This is a genomic window from Amphibiibacter pelophylacis, from assembly GCF_037688875.1.
Lineage (GTDB): Bacteria > Pseudomonadota > Gammaproteobacteria > Burkholderiales > Burkholderiaceae_C > Amphibiibacter > Amphibiibacter pelophylacis.
The window spans coordinates 17,038-30,338 of record NZ_JAWDIE010000002.1 but is presented as its reverse complement, the minus strand read 5'-3'; the positions used below and the strand labels follow the sequence as shown (position 1 = coordinate 30,338).

The window sequence follows — 13,301 nt, the reverse complement described above, 5'->3', positions numbered from 1 at the left end:
AGCCCACTATGCTAAGGCAAAATCACAGCCATGGGGTGCCTTTGGGTGTTAACACCAGGCACTCCGCTGCAAAAACACGCACCCCGGACGATCTCAGTGATGGAGATCGCGCTCTTCAGGCTCGTTGGTGGACGTCGAGACCAGCGACACGCGCTCGCCCCGGTACAGCCGGTAACCAAACAGAACATAGCCCGAAACCGCGTAGGCCATGAAGAAAATAAACAGCACGCTGGGCGGCTCGTAGATGATCAGCGCCAGCAGGAAAGCCACCAGCACCAGCACCACCACGGGCACGGAGCGTCGTGCGCTCAGGTCTTTGAAGCTGTAAAAAGGCACGTTGGTGACCATGGTCAGGCCCGCGTACAGCGTCAGCACCATCGTCACGACGGGCAGCACGGTGTCGGTGCGCTGCACACGGATGCCGTAATCCTGCAGGATCCAGACGAAACCGGCGATCAGCGCCGCCGCCGCCGGGCTGGGTAACCCCTGAAAATAGCGTTTGTCGACCACGCCGGTGTTGACGTTGAAGCGCGCCAGACGCAGAGCCGCGCAGGCGCAGTACATGAAAGCCACCAGCCAGCCCAGACGGCCCATGCCGCTCAGGCCCCAGGTGTAGATCATCACGGCCGGTGCGACACCAAAGCTGACCATGTCGGACAGGCTGTCCATCTGCTCGCCAAAGGCGCTCTGCGTGTGCGTCAGCCGTGCGACGCGGCCGTCCAGCGCATCCAGCACCATGGCGCAGATGATGCCCGTGACGGCCTTGTCGTAAAGGCCGTGCATGGACATGATGATGGCGTAAAAGCCGCCAAACAGCGCCGCCAGCGTGAACAGGTTGGGCAGGATGTAAACGCCCTTGCGCCGGGCGCGCACAGGCGGCTGGGCCGCAGCCCCGTCCTGGTCCGGATTGGTCTGCCCGGTCATGTGCCTGCGGATTCGGCGGGATCTGTGGACGCTGCGTCAGCGCCTGGCGCTGCAGCGGCGGTTTCAGCCGTCGTGTCCTGCGGCAGTACGAGCGCGAGCACCGTGCTGGTCGCGCTGACTTTCTGGCCCGGCACCACCTGTGGCACGGCGTGCAGCGGCAGGTAGACATCGACGCGCGAGCCAAAGCGGATGAAGCCGTAGCGTTCGCCGCGCTCGACCGTCGCCCCGGCGCGCACGTAGCACAGGATGCGCCGCGCCACGAGGCCGGCCACCTGGACCAGGGTGATGGTCTGGCCGGACAGCTCCCCTGCTCCGTCGATGACCACGGCATTGCGCTCGTTGTGGGTGGAGGCCTTGTCCAGATCGGCGTTCAGGAACTGGCCCGGAAAATACTGCACGCTGCGCACCGTGCCATCCACGCTGATGCGGTTGCTGTGCACGTTGAACACGTTCATGAAGACGCTGATCAGCAGCGCATCGCGGTCGGCATAGGGGTCGCGCGTGGTTTCGACCTTGACGATGCGGCCGTCGGCCGGGGCCAGCACGGCGCCGGGCAGCAGCGGCACCGGACGCGGCGGGTCGCGGAAAAACTGCACCACAAACGCCAGCAGCAGCCAGAACAGCAGCGCGAACCAGCCGGGGAAGAAAATCGAGGCAAAAATCGCGATGAAAAAGGCAATAGCAATGAAGGGCCAGCCTTCTTTGGCGAGGAACGGATGGGGATAGTTCATGGTGTGGGCGTGCCTGACGCCATGCTGAAAGGTCAACGGGCAAGGATAACAAAAAACCCACCGTATGACCGGTGGGTTGCTGGCCTGAATGGGGTCAGGAGGCTCAGTTTCTGGTCTTGTCGACCAGCTTGTTGGCCTTGATCCACGGCATCATATCGCGCAGCTTTTCGCCGACCTGCTCGATGGGGTGCTCGGCCATCAGGCGGCGGCGGGCGGTCATCGCGGGGTAGTTCAGGCGACCTTCCTGGATGAACATCTTGGCGTAATCGCCGTTCTGGATGCGCTTCAGGGCGGCGCGCATAGCGGCGCGCGAGCTGTCGTTGACCACTTCGGGGCCGGTGACGTACTCGCCGAACTCGGCGTTGTTGCTGATCGAGTAGTTCATGTTGCCGATGCCGCCCTCGTAGATCAGGTCGACGATCAGCTTCAGCTCGTGCAGGCACTCGAAGTAGGCCATTTCGGGCGCGTAACCGGCTTCGACCAGGGTCTCGAAGCCCATTTTGACCAGCTCGACGGCGCCGCCGCACAGCACGGCCTGCTCGCCGAACAGGTCGGTTTCGGTTTCTTCGCGGAAGTTGGTCTCGATGATGCCGGCCTTGCCGCCACCGTTGGCCACGGCGTAGGACAGCGCCAGGTCACGCGCCTTGCCCGACTTGTCGGCGTGGACGGCGATCAGGTGGGGCACGCCGCCGCCCTGGGTGTAGGTGTTGCGCACGGTGTGGCCGGGGGCCTTGGGCGCAACCATCCAGATGTCCAGATCATCACGCGGCACGACCTGGTTGTAGTGGATGTTGAAGCCGTGGGCGAAAGCCAGCGAGGCGCCCTTCTTGATGTTGGCGTGGATGTGGTCGCGGTAAACCTGGGCGATGTCCTCGTCAGGCAGCAGCATCATGACCACGTCGGCGGTCTTGACTGCGTCGGCGATTTCGGCCACTTTCAGGCCGGCTTTCTCAGCCTTGCCCCAGGAAGCGCCGTCCTTGCGCACGCCCACCGTGACGTTCACACCGCTGTCGTTCAGGTTCTGCGCATGGGCGTGGCCCTGCGAGCCATAACCCACGATGACCACGTTCTTGCTTTTGATCAGGCCCAGATCGGCGTCTTTGTCGTAAAACACTTTCATGCTATTTGTCCTTGCAGTAAAAAAGGGGCAGAAAAAAGAATCAGTTTCCAGAAATAACAGGGCGCAACAATCAGACGCGCAGGATGCGCTCACCACGGCCAATGCCGCTCACCCCGGTGCGCACGGTTTCCAGGATGAAGGACGGATCAATCGCGCCAATGAAGGCTTCGACCTTGGGGGAATTGCCAGTGACTTCAATGGTATAGGTGGATTCGGTGACATCGATGATATGGCCCCGGAAGATTTCGGCCATGCGCTTCATTTCCTCGCGCTCCTTGCCGACCGCGCGCACCTTGATCATCATCAGTTCGCGCTCGATATAAGCCGCTTCGGTGAGATCAATCACCTTCACCACTTCAACGAGGCGGTTGAGGTGCTTGGTGATCTGCTCGATGGTGTCGTCCGAGCCGGTGGTGACCACCGTCATGCGCGACAGCGAAGCGTCTTCGGTGGTCGACACCGAGAGGCTTTCAATATTGTAGCCACGGGCCGAAAACAGGCCGACCACACGCGACAGCGCACCGGCTTCGTTTTCCAGTAACAGGGAGATGACGTGTTTCATGGAGCTGTCCTTGGCTTAGATTTCTTCCGACCCGAGCAGCATCTCGGTGATGCCCTTGCCCGCCTGCACCATGGGCCAGACGTTTTCGGTCCGGTCGGTGCGCACGTCCAGAAACACCGTGCGGTCTTTCAGGCGCAGCATTTCTTTCAGGGCGGGCTCGACCTCGGAGGCCTTTTCAATGCGCAGGCCCACGTGACCATAGGCTTCGGCCAGTTTGACGAAATCCGGCAGCGCATCCATATAGCTGTGCGAATAGCGCTTGTCGTATTCAATTTCCTGCCACTGGCGCACCATGCCCAGATAGCGGTTGTTGAGCGCGACGATCTTCACCGGCGTGTTGTACTGCAGGCAGGTGGACAGCTCCTGGATGCACATCTGGATACTGCCTTCGCCCGTGATGCAGCACACTTCGGCCTCGGGTTTGGCCAGCTTGATGCCCATGGCATAAGGCAGGCCCACGCCCATGGTGCCCAGACCGCCGGAATTGATCCAGCGGCGCGGCTCTTCGAAGCGGTAATACTGCGCAGCCCACATCTGGTGCTGGCCCACGTCGGAGGTGATATACGTTTCACGATCCTGCGTCAGCTCGCACAGTTTCTGCACGACATACTGCGGCTTGATGACATCGCCATCGCCCATGCTGAAATTCATGCATTCTTTTTTGCGCCACTGGTTGACTTGCGTCCACCAAGGAGCCATCGCCGTCGGGTCGGGTTTGACGGGCGAGGCGCGCAACTGGCTGACCAGCTCGCGGATCACTTCGCGCACGTGTCCGACAATCGGAATATCCACCTTGACGCGCTTGGCGATGCTGGACGGATCAATATCCACATGGATGATCTTGCGCTCCACCGACGCGAAATGCTCGGTATTGCCGATCACACGGTCGTCAAAACGCGCCCCCAGAGCCAGCAGCACGTCGCAGTTCTGCATGGCCATATTGGCCTCGTAGGTGCCGTGCATGCCCAGCATGCCGAGAAAGCGCGGGTCGCTGGCCGGAATGGCGCCCAGGCCCATCAGCGTGCTGGTGCAGGGGGCGCCCATCAGGTCGATCAGCTCGCGCAGTTCGGCAGCCGCTTCGCCCAGGATAATGCCGCCGCCGGTGTAGATATAAGGCCGCTTGGCGGTCAGCAGCAGCTGCAGCGCCTTGCGGATCTGGCCGCCGTGGCCTTTGATGACCGGGTTGTAGGAGCGCATGACCACAGGCTCGCTGTAATCAAACGTCGCCAGCGCTTTGGACACATCCTTCGGGATATCCACCACCACAGGACCGGGACGGCCGCTGCGCGCCAGGTGGAAGGCTTTTTTGATTGTCATCGCCAGCTGGGTGACATCCCGAACCAGGAAGTTGTGCTTGACCACCGGGCGGGTGATGCCCACGGTATCGCACTCCTGGAAAGCATCCAGGCCAATCGCGGCGGTAGCCACCTGGCCAGAAATAACCACCATGGGGATGGAATCCATGTAGGCCGTGGCCAGGCCTGTGACGGCATTGGTGGCGCCGGGGCCCGAGGTGACCAGGGCCACGCCGACCTCGCCGGTGGCGCGGGCATAGCCATCGGCTGCGTGGACAGCGGCCTGTTCGTGGCGCACCAGCACGTGCTCGATCTGGGTCTGCGCATACAGCGCGTCGTAAATATAGAGGACTGCCCCACCGGGGTAGCCCCACATGAACTTGACGCCTTCGGCCTTGAGCGATTCGACCAGAATCTCGGCGCCCATCATGGGGCGGTCGGCTGGACGGCTTTTGACGGAATTGGCGGACGAAGCTGCCGGTGTGGACATGATCTTGGGCCTTTGCGATAGCGAAGCGCAGGGGCCTGCTCACCCGGCCAGCCCATGCGCGACGTCACGCAGCGCGGGGCTGGGCTTCGTCGCTGCGGGGCCTTGTTCAGGCAGACGCAGGACCTGCTGACACAGTCATCCGGGGCGGGTACGCCGTCGAAAGCTGCTGCAGTGACCACACACCCGATGTGTGCAGTGCAGCGCGCATTATGCCATCACAATAGGCGTTTTTCGCTTTGCCCCACTGCCCCAACACTGCCATGACCCCGCGCCAGCTGCTCCTTGCCCTGATCGTTGTTGTCCTGTGGGGGCTGAACTTTGTGGTGGTCAAGCTCGGGCTGCAGGGCGTGCCGCCGCTGCTGCTGGCAGCGCTGCGCTTCGTGCTGGTGGCGTTTCCGGCGGTGCTTTTCGTGCCCCGCCCGCCCGTGGCCTGGCGCTGGCTGCTGGCCTATGGCCTGACGATCAGCTTCGGGCAGTTCGCGCTGCTGTTCTCGGCGCTGGCGCTGGGCATGCCGTCGGGGCTGGCCTCGCTGGTGCTGCAGTCGCAGGCCTTTTTCACACTGGGGCTGTCGGTGCTGTGGCTGGGCGAGCGCATCCGCCCACTGCAGCTGGCCGGGCTGGCGGTGGCTGTCGTGGGACTTCTGCTGATCAGTGAAGGCAGCCTGCAGGGCGGTCACCCCGTGCCGCTGATCGGCCTGCTGCTGACGCTGGGCGCTGCGGCCATGTGGGGCACCGGCAACATCGTCACCAAAAAGATCGGGCCTGTGCCCGTGCTGGGACTGGTCGTCTGGGGCGCACTGGTGCCCATCGGGCCCTTCGTGCTGCTGTCGCTGCTGCTGGAAGGGCCGACCGCGATCGCGCACAGCCTGACGCATCTGTCGCTGGGCAGCGTGGGCGTGGTGATTTACCTCGCGCTGGCCGCGACCCTGATCGGCTACAGCCTGTGGGGCCGCCTGCTGGGCGAGCTGCCCACCGCCAGCGTGGCGCCGCTGACGCTGCTGGTGCCAGTGATTGGCCTGAGTGCGGGCTGGGTGGTGCTGGACGAAGCGCTGCGCCCGCTGCAGATCGCGGGCGCTGGCGTGGTGATGGCCGGGCTGGTGATCAATATGCTGCCGCGCCGCCGTCCGGCGCGAGAGCAGACTCCAGCAGGATGAGGGCGCCCGCGCAGCCATCGCCCAGACGCGGCACAAAACGCGCGGCCAGGTCGGGGCCCTGGCGTTCCAGCTCGGGGCGCAGGCGCTGTCCCACACTGCCGGTCAGGACCAGATCACAGCTCTGGGTGGCGTCCAGCGCCAGCGCCAGGTGGCGGATGTGGTCGGCGGCGCGGGCGATCAGGCGGGCGGCCGCCGGATCCTGTGCAGCCGTGTCGAACACAGCGGGCGCCAGAGACGCATAGGCCGTCTGCCCGGCGCGGGCGTCCCAGGCCAGCTGCTCGGCCACGCTGCGCCCGGTCACCGCCCAGACAGCCTCGGCCAGTGCGCCCGCCGTCGCGCGGCCATCGCTGGCCTGGTGGGTGTGCTGGATGGCGCGCATGCCCAGCCAGGCGCCACTGCCTTCGTCGCCCACCCGCCAGCCCCAGCCGCCGCTGTGGTGCTGGCGGCCCTGTGCGTCCAGCGCCACGCCGACGCTGCCCGTGCCCACCGCCACCACGCCGCCCGGCCTGCCGCCCAGCGCTCCCAGCACGGCGGTGACGGCATCGCTGTCCAGCACGGTGAGCGCCAGTGGCGGGCGCGCAGCCAGCCACTGCTCGGCCTGCCCGGGCACATTGGCGCCCGACAGCCCGGCGGCCAGCGCACTGGCTGCCCAGACGCTGTCGTCCAGCTCAAGCCCGATCTGAGCAAACGCCTGCTGCGCCGCGTCGCGGATGTGGCGCCAGGCCTGATCCACGCCCTGCCCCAGTGCCGACGGACCCGCCTGGCCTTCGCCCGAAACCCCAGGCGCATCGCTGCGGTGCACGCGCACCCGCGTGCCTGATCCGCCGCCATCCACGCCCACCCACCAGCGCACGGGCGCTGGGTCCGCGCCACGGCCACCGAGCACATGGGCGGGCCGAAGCGGAACGCGCCGGGCAACCGCAAGAGTCGTCAAAGGGGGAAACGTCATGGTTCAGGCCTCACAAAACCGGCTCACAAAACCGGGTCAGCGATTATGCCCCCCGGTGCTAAGATGCCCGCTTTGCCCGGCACCCTTGGCATGACCGTCCTGACCGCGATCTCCCCTGATTCTTCCCCCCTGACCCGCTGGCTGCGCCGCGCCGCCCTGGTCACCGCCAGCGCCCGCCCTGTCATCGGTCTGGCGCTGGGCGGTGGCGCCGCGCGCGGCTTTGCCCACATCGGCGTGCTGCAGGTGCTGCAGGAAAACGGCATCAAGCCCGATCTGGTGGCCGGCACGTCGGCGGGCAGCCTGGTGGCGGCGCTTTACGCCTCGGGGATGGACGCGCGCAAGCTGGAGCAGGTCGCCCTGAAAATGGACGAATCCGCCCTGACCGACTGGTCCTTCCCGCTGCGCGGCCTGCTGCGCGGTGATGCGCTGGGCGATTTCGTGCGCAAGGAAACCGGCGGGCTGACGATTCAGGACATGCGCGTGCCGCTGGGCATTGTCGCGACCAATGTGCGCACCGGCGATCCCATCCTGTTCCGGCGCGGGGACACGGCCACGGCGGTGCGTGCGTCGAGCGCGGTTCCGGCGATTTTCTCGCCCGTGACCATCTCCGGCCAGGAGTATGTGGACGGCGGCCTGACCTCGCCCGTGCCCGTGCAGTTCGCCCAGAAAATGGGCGCGACTTTCGTGATCGCCGTAGATATCAGTTCGCCGCCGAATCCGGACACGCGCACCGACCCCTTCAGCCTGCTGCTGCAGACCACGTCCATCATGACCAAAAGCATCAACCGCTGGGAACTGGCTGCGGCCGATGTCACCCTGCGCCCGGCCATCGACACCCTGAGCAGCGTCGATTTCGGCGCGCGTGCCCAGGCCATCGCAGCCGGTCGCAAGGCCGCGCTGGCCGCCCTGCCCACGCTGCGCGCCAAACTGGCTGCGGCCGGCTGGCGCTGAAAGATTCCCCGATATGTTCAGCTACCGACACGCTTTTCACGCGGGAAGCCCCGCCGATGTGCTCAAGCACGCCGTGCTGCTGCACGTGGCCGACTACCTGCAGCGCAAGGAAGCCCCGCTGCTGGCGGTGGACACGCACGCGGGCGCAGGGGCCTATTCGCTGCGCTCCGACTGGGCGCGCCAGGGCGGTGAATCGCGCCAGGGCGTTCTGCACCTGCTGCACTGGCTGGGCCAGGGCGACAACACCCGCAAGGCGCCCGCCCTGATCCGCGACTACGCCGACGTGCTCAAAGCCTTCGACGCCGAAGTCTGGGAGCGCCTGCGCCAGGACGACCCCAGCCTGAAGCCCGGCGCCGATCTGACCTTCTACCCCGGCTCGCCCGCCCTGCTGGCCCGCCTGCTGGCCCGCCGCCCGGCCGACCGCCTGCGCCTGTTTGAGCTGCACCGCAACGAGGCCGTGGCCCTGGCCGAATGGACGACCACGTCCCCCCTGCCCGTGCACCGCCAGGCCATGCAGGCCGGGGATGGCTTCGAAGGCCTGATCTCGCTGCTGCCCCCGCCCGAGCGGCGAGCGCTCGTGGTGATGGACCCTTCCTACGAGGACAAGGCCGATTACGACCGCGTGATCCGCAGCCTGCGCGACGCCCTGCGCCGCTTCGCCACGGGCGTTTTCGTGATCTGGCACCCCGTGCTGCAGCGCCTGGATGCCCAGCAGCTGCCCGAACGCCTGCAGCGCCTGGGCCGCCCCTGGCTGCACGCCCGCATGGCCGTGGGCCAGCGCCGCGAGCGCGGTCTTGTGGCCAGCGGCGTCTTCGTCATCAACCCGCCCTACACGCTCGAGCCCGCCCTGCGCGAAGCCCTGCCCGTGCTGTCGCAGGTGATGCAGCAGGACAGCCAGGGGAGCTGGGAGCTGGATGTGGGGGGCTGAAGAGCCGGTTGGCAAGGCCGGGGATGTCCTTGCACGAAAAAATCAGGCCTTCGCCGTCTCCACCTCACCCAGCGCGTCCAGCACCTGGCGGGTGATGGCCTCGACCTCGCCCACACCGGCCACGCGCAGGTAGCGCGGCGCGCCGGGTTGGCCGCTATTGGCCCAGGTGCTGTAGTACTCAATCAGCGGACGGGTCTGGGCGTCGTAGACCTCCAGGCGCTTGCGCACAGTCTCTTCGCGGTCGTCGTCGCGCTGGATCAGGGGCTCGCCAGTGGCATCATCCACCCCTTCGACCTTGGGCGGGTTGAAGCGCACGTGGTAGCTGCGGCCCGAAGCCGGATGGACGCGGCGACCGCTCATGCGCTCGATGATTTCGCTGAACGGCACGTCGATCTCCAGCACCGCGTCCAGCGGCACACCCGCGTCACGCATGGCGTCGGCTTGCGCCAGCGTGCGCGGAAAGCCGTCAAACAGGAACCCCCCCGCGCAGTCGGGCTGGGTGATGCGCTCGCGCACCAGGCCGATGATGATGTCGTCCGACACCAGGCCCCCCGCATCCATGACTTTTTTGGCCGCAACGCCCAGCTCGGAGCCAGCCTTGACGGCCGCCCGCAGCATGTCGCCGGTCGAGATCTGGGGGATGCCGAAGCGGGCCGTGATCGCGCCTGCCTGCGTGCCTTTGCCTGCGCCGGGGGCGCCCAGAAGAATGACTCTCATGCGTCTCAACCTTATCGTGGGTCTGGGGAGGGCCCGGCGGGCCAAGGCCTGCTGCCGGAATCTGTTCCTGAGGATAGCACGCGCACATTCACACGAGGCTGACAGCGCCCGCACTTCTGCGGGTGGTGGCGCAGGCGCGGGACAGCTTTCTTTACCCCCGCGCAACACGCGGGCAGCGTGGCGCCGGGACAATGCGCCGCACAAGGGATATTCATATGACAACACCCCAGCCCTCTACTTCTTCCTCATCGAACCCGACGCACCGGCCTTCGCTGCTTCAGCGTGTGCTGCAGCGGCCGCTGCGCCTCGTGCTGGTGCTGGCGCTTGTAGCCGCCGCAGTCTGGGGCGTGATGGCCTGGCGCGGCAGCCAGACCGTGGCGCCGTCCTACGTCACCGCGAAGGTGACGCGCGGTGACATCGAGGACACCGTGCTGGCCACCGGCACGCTGCAGCCCTCCAGCGCGGTCAGTGTGGGCGCGCAGGTGTCGGGCCAGATCAGGACGCTGGCGGTGCGCCTGGGCGACCGCGTGCGCAAAGGCCAGCTTCTGGCCGAGATCGACGCCACCAGCCAGACCAACGCCCTGCGCACCGCGCAGGCCAATGTGGACAGCCTGAAAGCGCAGCTGGCCGGCAACGCCAACCTTCTTGAGCAGACCCGCCTGGCTTACGAGCGCGCCCGCACGCTGCGCCAGCAGGACGCGACCTCGCAGGCCGACCTCGAAACCGCCCGCCTGGCCTGGAAGAACGCGCAGACCTCGCGCGCGCAGCTTGAGGCGCAGATTCGCCAGCAGCAAATCCAGGTCGATGTGGCGAAGTCCAACCTGGGCTACACCCGCATCACCGCGCCCATGGACGGCACCATCGTCACCCTGCCGGTGGAAGTCGGCCAGACGGTGAACGCCAACCAGAGCGCGCCCACGTTGATGACGCTGGCGCAGACCGACCCGATGACCATCCAGGCGCAGATTTCCGAAGCTGATGTGAGCCGTGTGCAGCCCGGCGCCACCGCCTGGTTCACCACGCTGGGCAGCGAAAAACGCATCCCCACCACGCTGCGCAGCATTCAGCCGGCGCCCGACGGCTACACGCCCACGTCCAGCAGCACCGCGACCAGCGCCACCAGCACCCAGGCGGTCTACTACGACGGCCTGCTGGACGTGCCCAACCCCGACGGCCGCCTGCGCGCCAGCATGACGGCGCAGGTGACCATCGTCGTGAACAGCGTCAAGGACGTGCTGACCGTGCCTTCCGCCGCCCTACAGATGCGCGGCGCGGGCGCGAAGAAATCGGCCATGGTGCGCGTGCTGGACGCGGCAGGCCAGGCGCAGGAGCGGCGCGTACGCATCGGGCTGAACAACAAAGTCAGCGCTCAGGTGCTGGACGGCCTGAAGGAAGGCGACACCGTGGTGCTGGGCGAAGCGGGCAAGGGCTCGAGCAACAACCGCAGCAACCGCGCGCCGCGCATGTTTTGACATGACGGCCCCGCAAAATGACGCCCGCAGCGACGGCCCGCCGCTGCTGCAGGTCCAGGCCCTCAGCCGATCCTACCCCGCTGGCGACGGCCAGATCACCGTCCTGAAGGACGTTGATCTGAGCATCCGCGCCGGGGAAATGGTCGCCATCGTCGGCCAGTCGGGCTCGGGCAAATCCACGCTGATGAACATCCTGGGCTGCCTGGACCGACCCAGCGGCGGCAGCTACCGCGTCGCCGGGCGCGACACGCGCGAGCTTCAGCCCGACGAGCTGGCCGAGCTGCGCCGCGAGCACTTCGGCTTCATTTTCCAGCGCTATCACCTGCTGGCGGATCTGCCCGCGCTGGACAACGTCGCCGTGCCCGCCGTTTACGCCGGGCGTCCGGCCCAGCAGCGTCACGAGCGCGCCACCGAACTGCTGCAGCGCCTGGGCCTGGGCGAGCGCACGCACCACAAGCCGGGCCAGCTGTCGGGCGGCCAGCAGCAGCGCGTCAGCATCGCGCGGGCGCTGATGAACGGCGGCCGCGTCATCCTGGCCGACGAGCCCACCGGCGCGCTGGACACGCACAGCGGCGCCGAGGTCATGCGCATCCTGCAGGAGCTGCACCAGGCCGGTCACACACTGATCATCGTCACCCACGACATGGCGGTGGCCCGCCACGCGCAGCGCATCATCGAGCTGCGCGATGGCGAAATCATTGCCGACGGCCCCAATCCGGAGGCGCCCGCCCTGCCCTCTGGCACGCCACAGGCGGCCCAGTCCACCCCCGCGCCCACCGGCGTCTGGGCGCGCTGGAGCGGCTGGCGCGACCGGCTGGGCGAGGCCCTGCGCATGGCCGTGCTGGCCATGATGTCGCACCGGCTGCGCACCTTTCTGACCATGCTGGGCATCATCATCGGCATCGCGTCGGTGGTGTCGGTGGTGGCGCTGGGCGCCGGATCGCAGCAGAAAATCCTGGAAAACATCAGCTCGATCGGCACCAACACCATCGACATTTTCCCCGGCAGCGGCTTTGGCGACCTGCGCTCCGGGCGCGTGCGCACGCTGGTGGCCGCCGACGCGCAGGCGCTGTCCGGCCAGCCCTATCTGGACAGCGTGACGCCCGTGGTCAGCGCCAGCTCGACGCTGCGCGCGGGCAATGTGGCGCTCAGCGGATCGGTCAGCGGGGTGGGCGAGCAGTATTTCCGGGTGAAGGGCGTCAAGCTGGCGCTGGGCCAGTCCTTCGGCCCGGAGGAAGAACAGTCGCTGGCGCAGGTCGCCGTCATTGACGACAACACGCGCCAGCAGCTCTTCCCGGACACGCCCGATCCGGTCGGCCAGGTGATGCTGGTCGATGCCGTGCCGGTGCGCGTGGTCGGCGTGGCCGCGCCGCAGGACAGCGCTTTCGGGCCGGGCAACCAGCTCAATGTCTGGCTGCCTTACACCACGGTCATGGGGCGGCTGCAGCGGCGCTCTTACCTGAGCAGCATCACGGTGCGCGTGGCCGACAGCGTCTCGCCCGAAGCCGCCGAGGCCGGGCTGGTGCAGCTGCTGACCAGCCGCCACGGCAGCGAGGATTTCTTCGTGCGCAACAGCGACACCATCCGCCAGACCATCGAGAGCACCACGCAGACCATGACGCTGCTGATTTCGTCGATTGCGGTGATTTCGCTCATCGTCGGCGGCATCGGCGTGATGAACATCATGCTGGTCTCGGTCACCGAGCGCACCCGCGAGATCGGCGTGCGCATGGCCGTCGGCGCGCGCCAGGCTGACATCCGCCAGCAGTTCCTGCTGGAGGCGGTGCTGGTCTGCCTGATCGGTGGCGGGCTGGGCATTGCGCTGGCGCTGGCGCTGGGTGCGCTGGCGTCCAGCAGCGCAGCGCAACTGCCTTTCGTGTTTTCGTCCACCGCCATGGGCGCCGCTTTTGCCTGTTCGACGCTGATCGGCGTCATTTTCGGCTACCTGCCCGCCAGCAGCGCCGCCCGGCTGGACCCGGTCGATGCGCTGGCCCGCGACTGAGAATTC

Annotated in this window: 12 protein-coding genes; 5 read left to right on the top strand and 7 right to left on the bottom strand. The window is 66.8% G+C overall.

Annotation, left to right across the window (positions count from 1 at the left end; genetic code table 11):
* Nucleotides 1-93: 93 nt before the first annotated feature.
* From pssA to RV045_RS01440, 5 genes are all read right to left on the bottom strand, one after another.
* The gene (gene pssA / locus RV045_RS01460; protein ID WP_423233984.1) at nt 94-924 is read right to left on the bottom strand and encodes a CDP-diacylglycerol--serine O-phosphatidyltransferase; all 831 of its coding nucleotides are present in this window, start codon (nt 922-924) and stop codon (nt 94-96) included.
* Complete coding sequence (locus RV045_RS01455) at nt 921-1,655, bottom strand: phosphatidylserine decarboxylase (protein WP_423233983.1); 735 nt, start codon at nt 1,653-1,655, stop codon at nt 921-923. Before RV045_RS01455 ends, pssA begins: the two co-directional genes overlap by 4 nt.
* A gap of 103 nt (nt 1,656-1,758) precedes the next feature.
* The gene (gene ilvC / locus RV045_RS01450) at nt 1,759-2,775 is read right to left on the bottom strand and encodes a ketol-acid reductoisomerase (RefSeq protein WP_423233982.1); all 1,017 of its coding nucleotides are present in this window, start codon (nt 2,773-2,775) and stop codon (nt 1,759-1,761) included.
* 70 nt (nt 2,776-2,845) lie between these two features.
* Entirely contained in the window at nt 2,846-3,337 is a 492-nt protein-coding gene (ilvN, locus tag RV045_RS01445; RefSeq protein ID WP_423233981.1) for an acetolactate synthase small subunit, read from the bottom strand.
* A gap of 15 nt (nt 3,338-3,352) precedes the next feature.
* A complete protein-coding gene (locus RV045_RS01440; protein ID WP_423233980.1) occupies nt 3,353-5,122 on the bottom strand; it encodes an acetolactate synthase 3 catalytic subunit in 1,770 nt (589 codons plus the stop codon).
* A gap of 260 nt (nt 5,123-5,382) precedes the next feature.
* On the opposite strand from RV045_RS01440, the gene RV045_RS01435 reads away from it, so the two are divergent.
* Nucleotides 5,383-6,276, top strand: coding sequence for an EamA family transporter (locus RV045_RS01435; RefSeq protein ID WP_423233979.1), 894 nt, complete (start codon nt 5,383-5,385; stop codon nt 6,274-6,276).
* On the opposite strand, the gene RV045_RS01430 is transcribed toward RV045_RS01435, so the two are convergent.
* Nucleotides 6,224-7,225 carry a glucosamine kinase nucleotide-binding domain-containing protein gene (locus RV045_RS01430; RefSeq protein WP_423233978.1) on the bottom strand — a complete coding sequence of 334 codons (1,002 nt, stop codon included), beginning with the start codon at nt 7,223-7,225 and terminating at the stop codon, nt 6,224-6,226. The genes RV045_RS01435 and RV045_RS01430 overlap by 53 nt on opposite strands.
* Nucleotides 7,226-7,315: 90 nt before the next feature.
* Here RV045_RS01430 and RV045_RS01425 point away from each other — a divergent pair, with 90 nt between their 5' ends.
* On the top strand, nt 7,316-8,176 hold the full coding sequence (locus RV045_RS01425) for a patatin-like phospholipase family protein (RefSeq protein WP_423233977.1): 861 nt from the start codon (nt 7,316-7,318) through the stop codon (nt 8,174-8,176).
* A gap of 13 nt (nt 8,177-8,189) precedes the next feature.
* Nucleotides 8,190-9,104, top strand: coding sequence for a 23S rRNA (adenine(2030)-N(6))-methyltransferase RlmJ (locus RV045_RS01420; protein WP_423233976.1), 915 nt, complete (start codon nt 8,190-8,192; stop codon nt 9,102-9,104).
* 42 nt (nt 9,105-9,146) lie between these two features.
* On the opposite strand, the gene adk is transcribed toward RV045_RS01420, so the two are convergent.
* Nucleotides 9,147-9,821, bottom strand: a complete 675-nt coding sequence (adk, locus tag RV045_RS01415; protein ID WP_423233975.1) for an adenylate kinase — start codon at nt 9,819-9,821, stop codon at nt 9,147-9,149.
* A 215-nt stretch (nt 9,822-10,036) separates the two neighbouring features.
* Here adk and RV045_RS01410 point away from each other — a divergent pair, with 215 nt between their 5' ends.
* Nucleotides 10,037-11,293: an efflux RND transporter periplasmic adaptor subunit gene (locus tag RV045_RS01410; RefSeq protein WP_423233974.1), complete on the top strand. Its 1,257-nt coding sequence runs from the start codon at nt 10,037-10,039 to the stop codon at nt 11,291-11,293.
* A gap of 1 nt (nt 11,294) precedes the next feature.
* Nucleotides 11,295-13,295 (top strand): MacB family efflux pump subunit, encoded by a 2,001-nt coding sequence (locus RV045_RS01405; protein ID WP_423233973.1) that lies wholly within the window; start codon nt 11,295-11,297, stop codon nt 13,293-13,295.
* Nucleotides 13,296-13,301 lie beyond the last annotated feature (6 nt).

Coding starts and splice junctions, on each gene's coding strand:
- pssA (WP_423233984.1), bottom strand. CDS start 924: ATGACCGGGCAGACCAATCCGGACCAGGACGGGGCTGCGGCCCAGCCG.
- RV045_RS01455 (WP_423233983.1), bottom strand. CDS start 1,655: ATGAACTATCCCCATCCGTTCCTCGCCAAAGAAGGCTGGCCCTTCATT.
- ilvC (WP_423233982.1), bottom strand. CDS start 2,775: ATGAAAGTGTTTTACGACAAAGACGCCGATCTGGGCCTGATCAAAAGC.
- ilvN (WP_423233981.1), bottom strand. CDS start 3,337: ATGAAACACGTCATCTCCCTGTTACTGGAAAACGAAGCCGGTGCGCTG.
- RV045_RS01440 (WP_423233980.1), bottom strand. CDS start 5,122: ATGTCCACACCGGCAGCTTCGTCCGCCAATTCCGTCAAAAGCCGTCCA.
- RV045_RS01435 (WP_423233979.1), top strand. CDS start 5,383: ATGACCCCGCGCCAGCTGCTCCTTGCCCTGATCGTTGTTGTCCTGTGG.
- RV045_RS01430 (WP_423233978.1), bottom strand. CDS start 7,225: ATGACGTTTCCCCCTTTGACGACTCTTGCGGTTGCCCGGCGCGTTCCG.
- RV045_RS01425 (WP_423233977.1), top strand. CDS start 7,316: ATGACCGTCCTGACCGCGATCTCCCCTGATTCTTCCCCCCTGACCCGC.
- RV045_RS01420 (WP_423233976.1), top strand. CDS start 8,190: ATGTTCAGCTACCGACACGCTTTTCACGCGGGAAGCCCCGCCGATGTG.
- adk (WP_423233975.1), bottom strand. CDS start 9,821: ATGAGAGTCATTCTTCTGGGCGCCCCCGGCGCAGGCAAAGGCACGCAG.
- RV045_RS01410 (WP_423233974.1), top strand. CDS start 10,037: ATGACAACACCCCAGCCCTCTACTTCTTCCTCATCGAACCCGACGCAC.
- RV045_RS01405 (WP_423233973.1), top strand. CDS start 11,295: ATGACGGCCCCGCAAAATGACGCCCGCAGCGACGGCCCGCCGCTGCTG.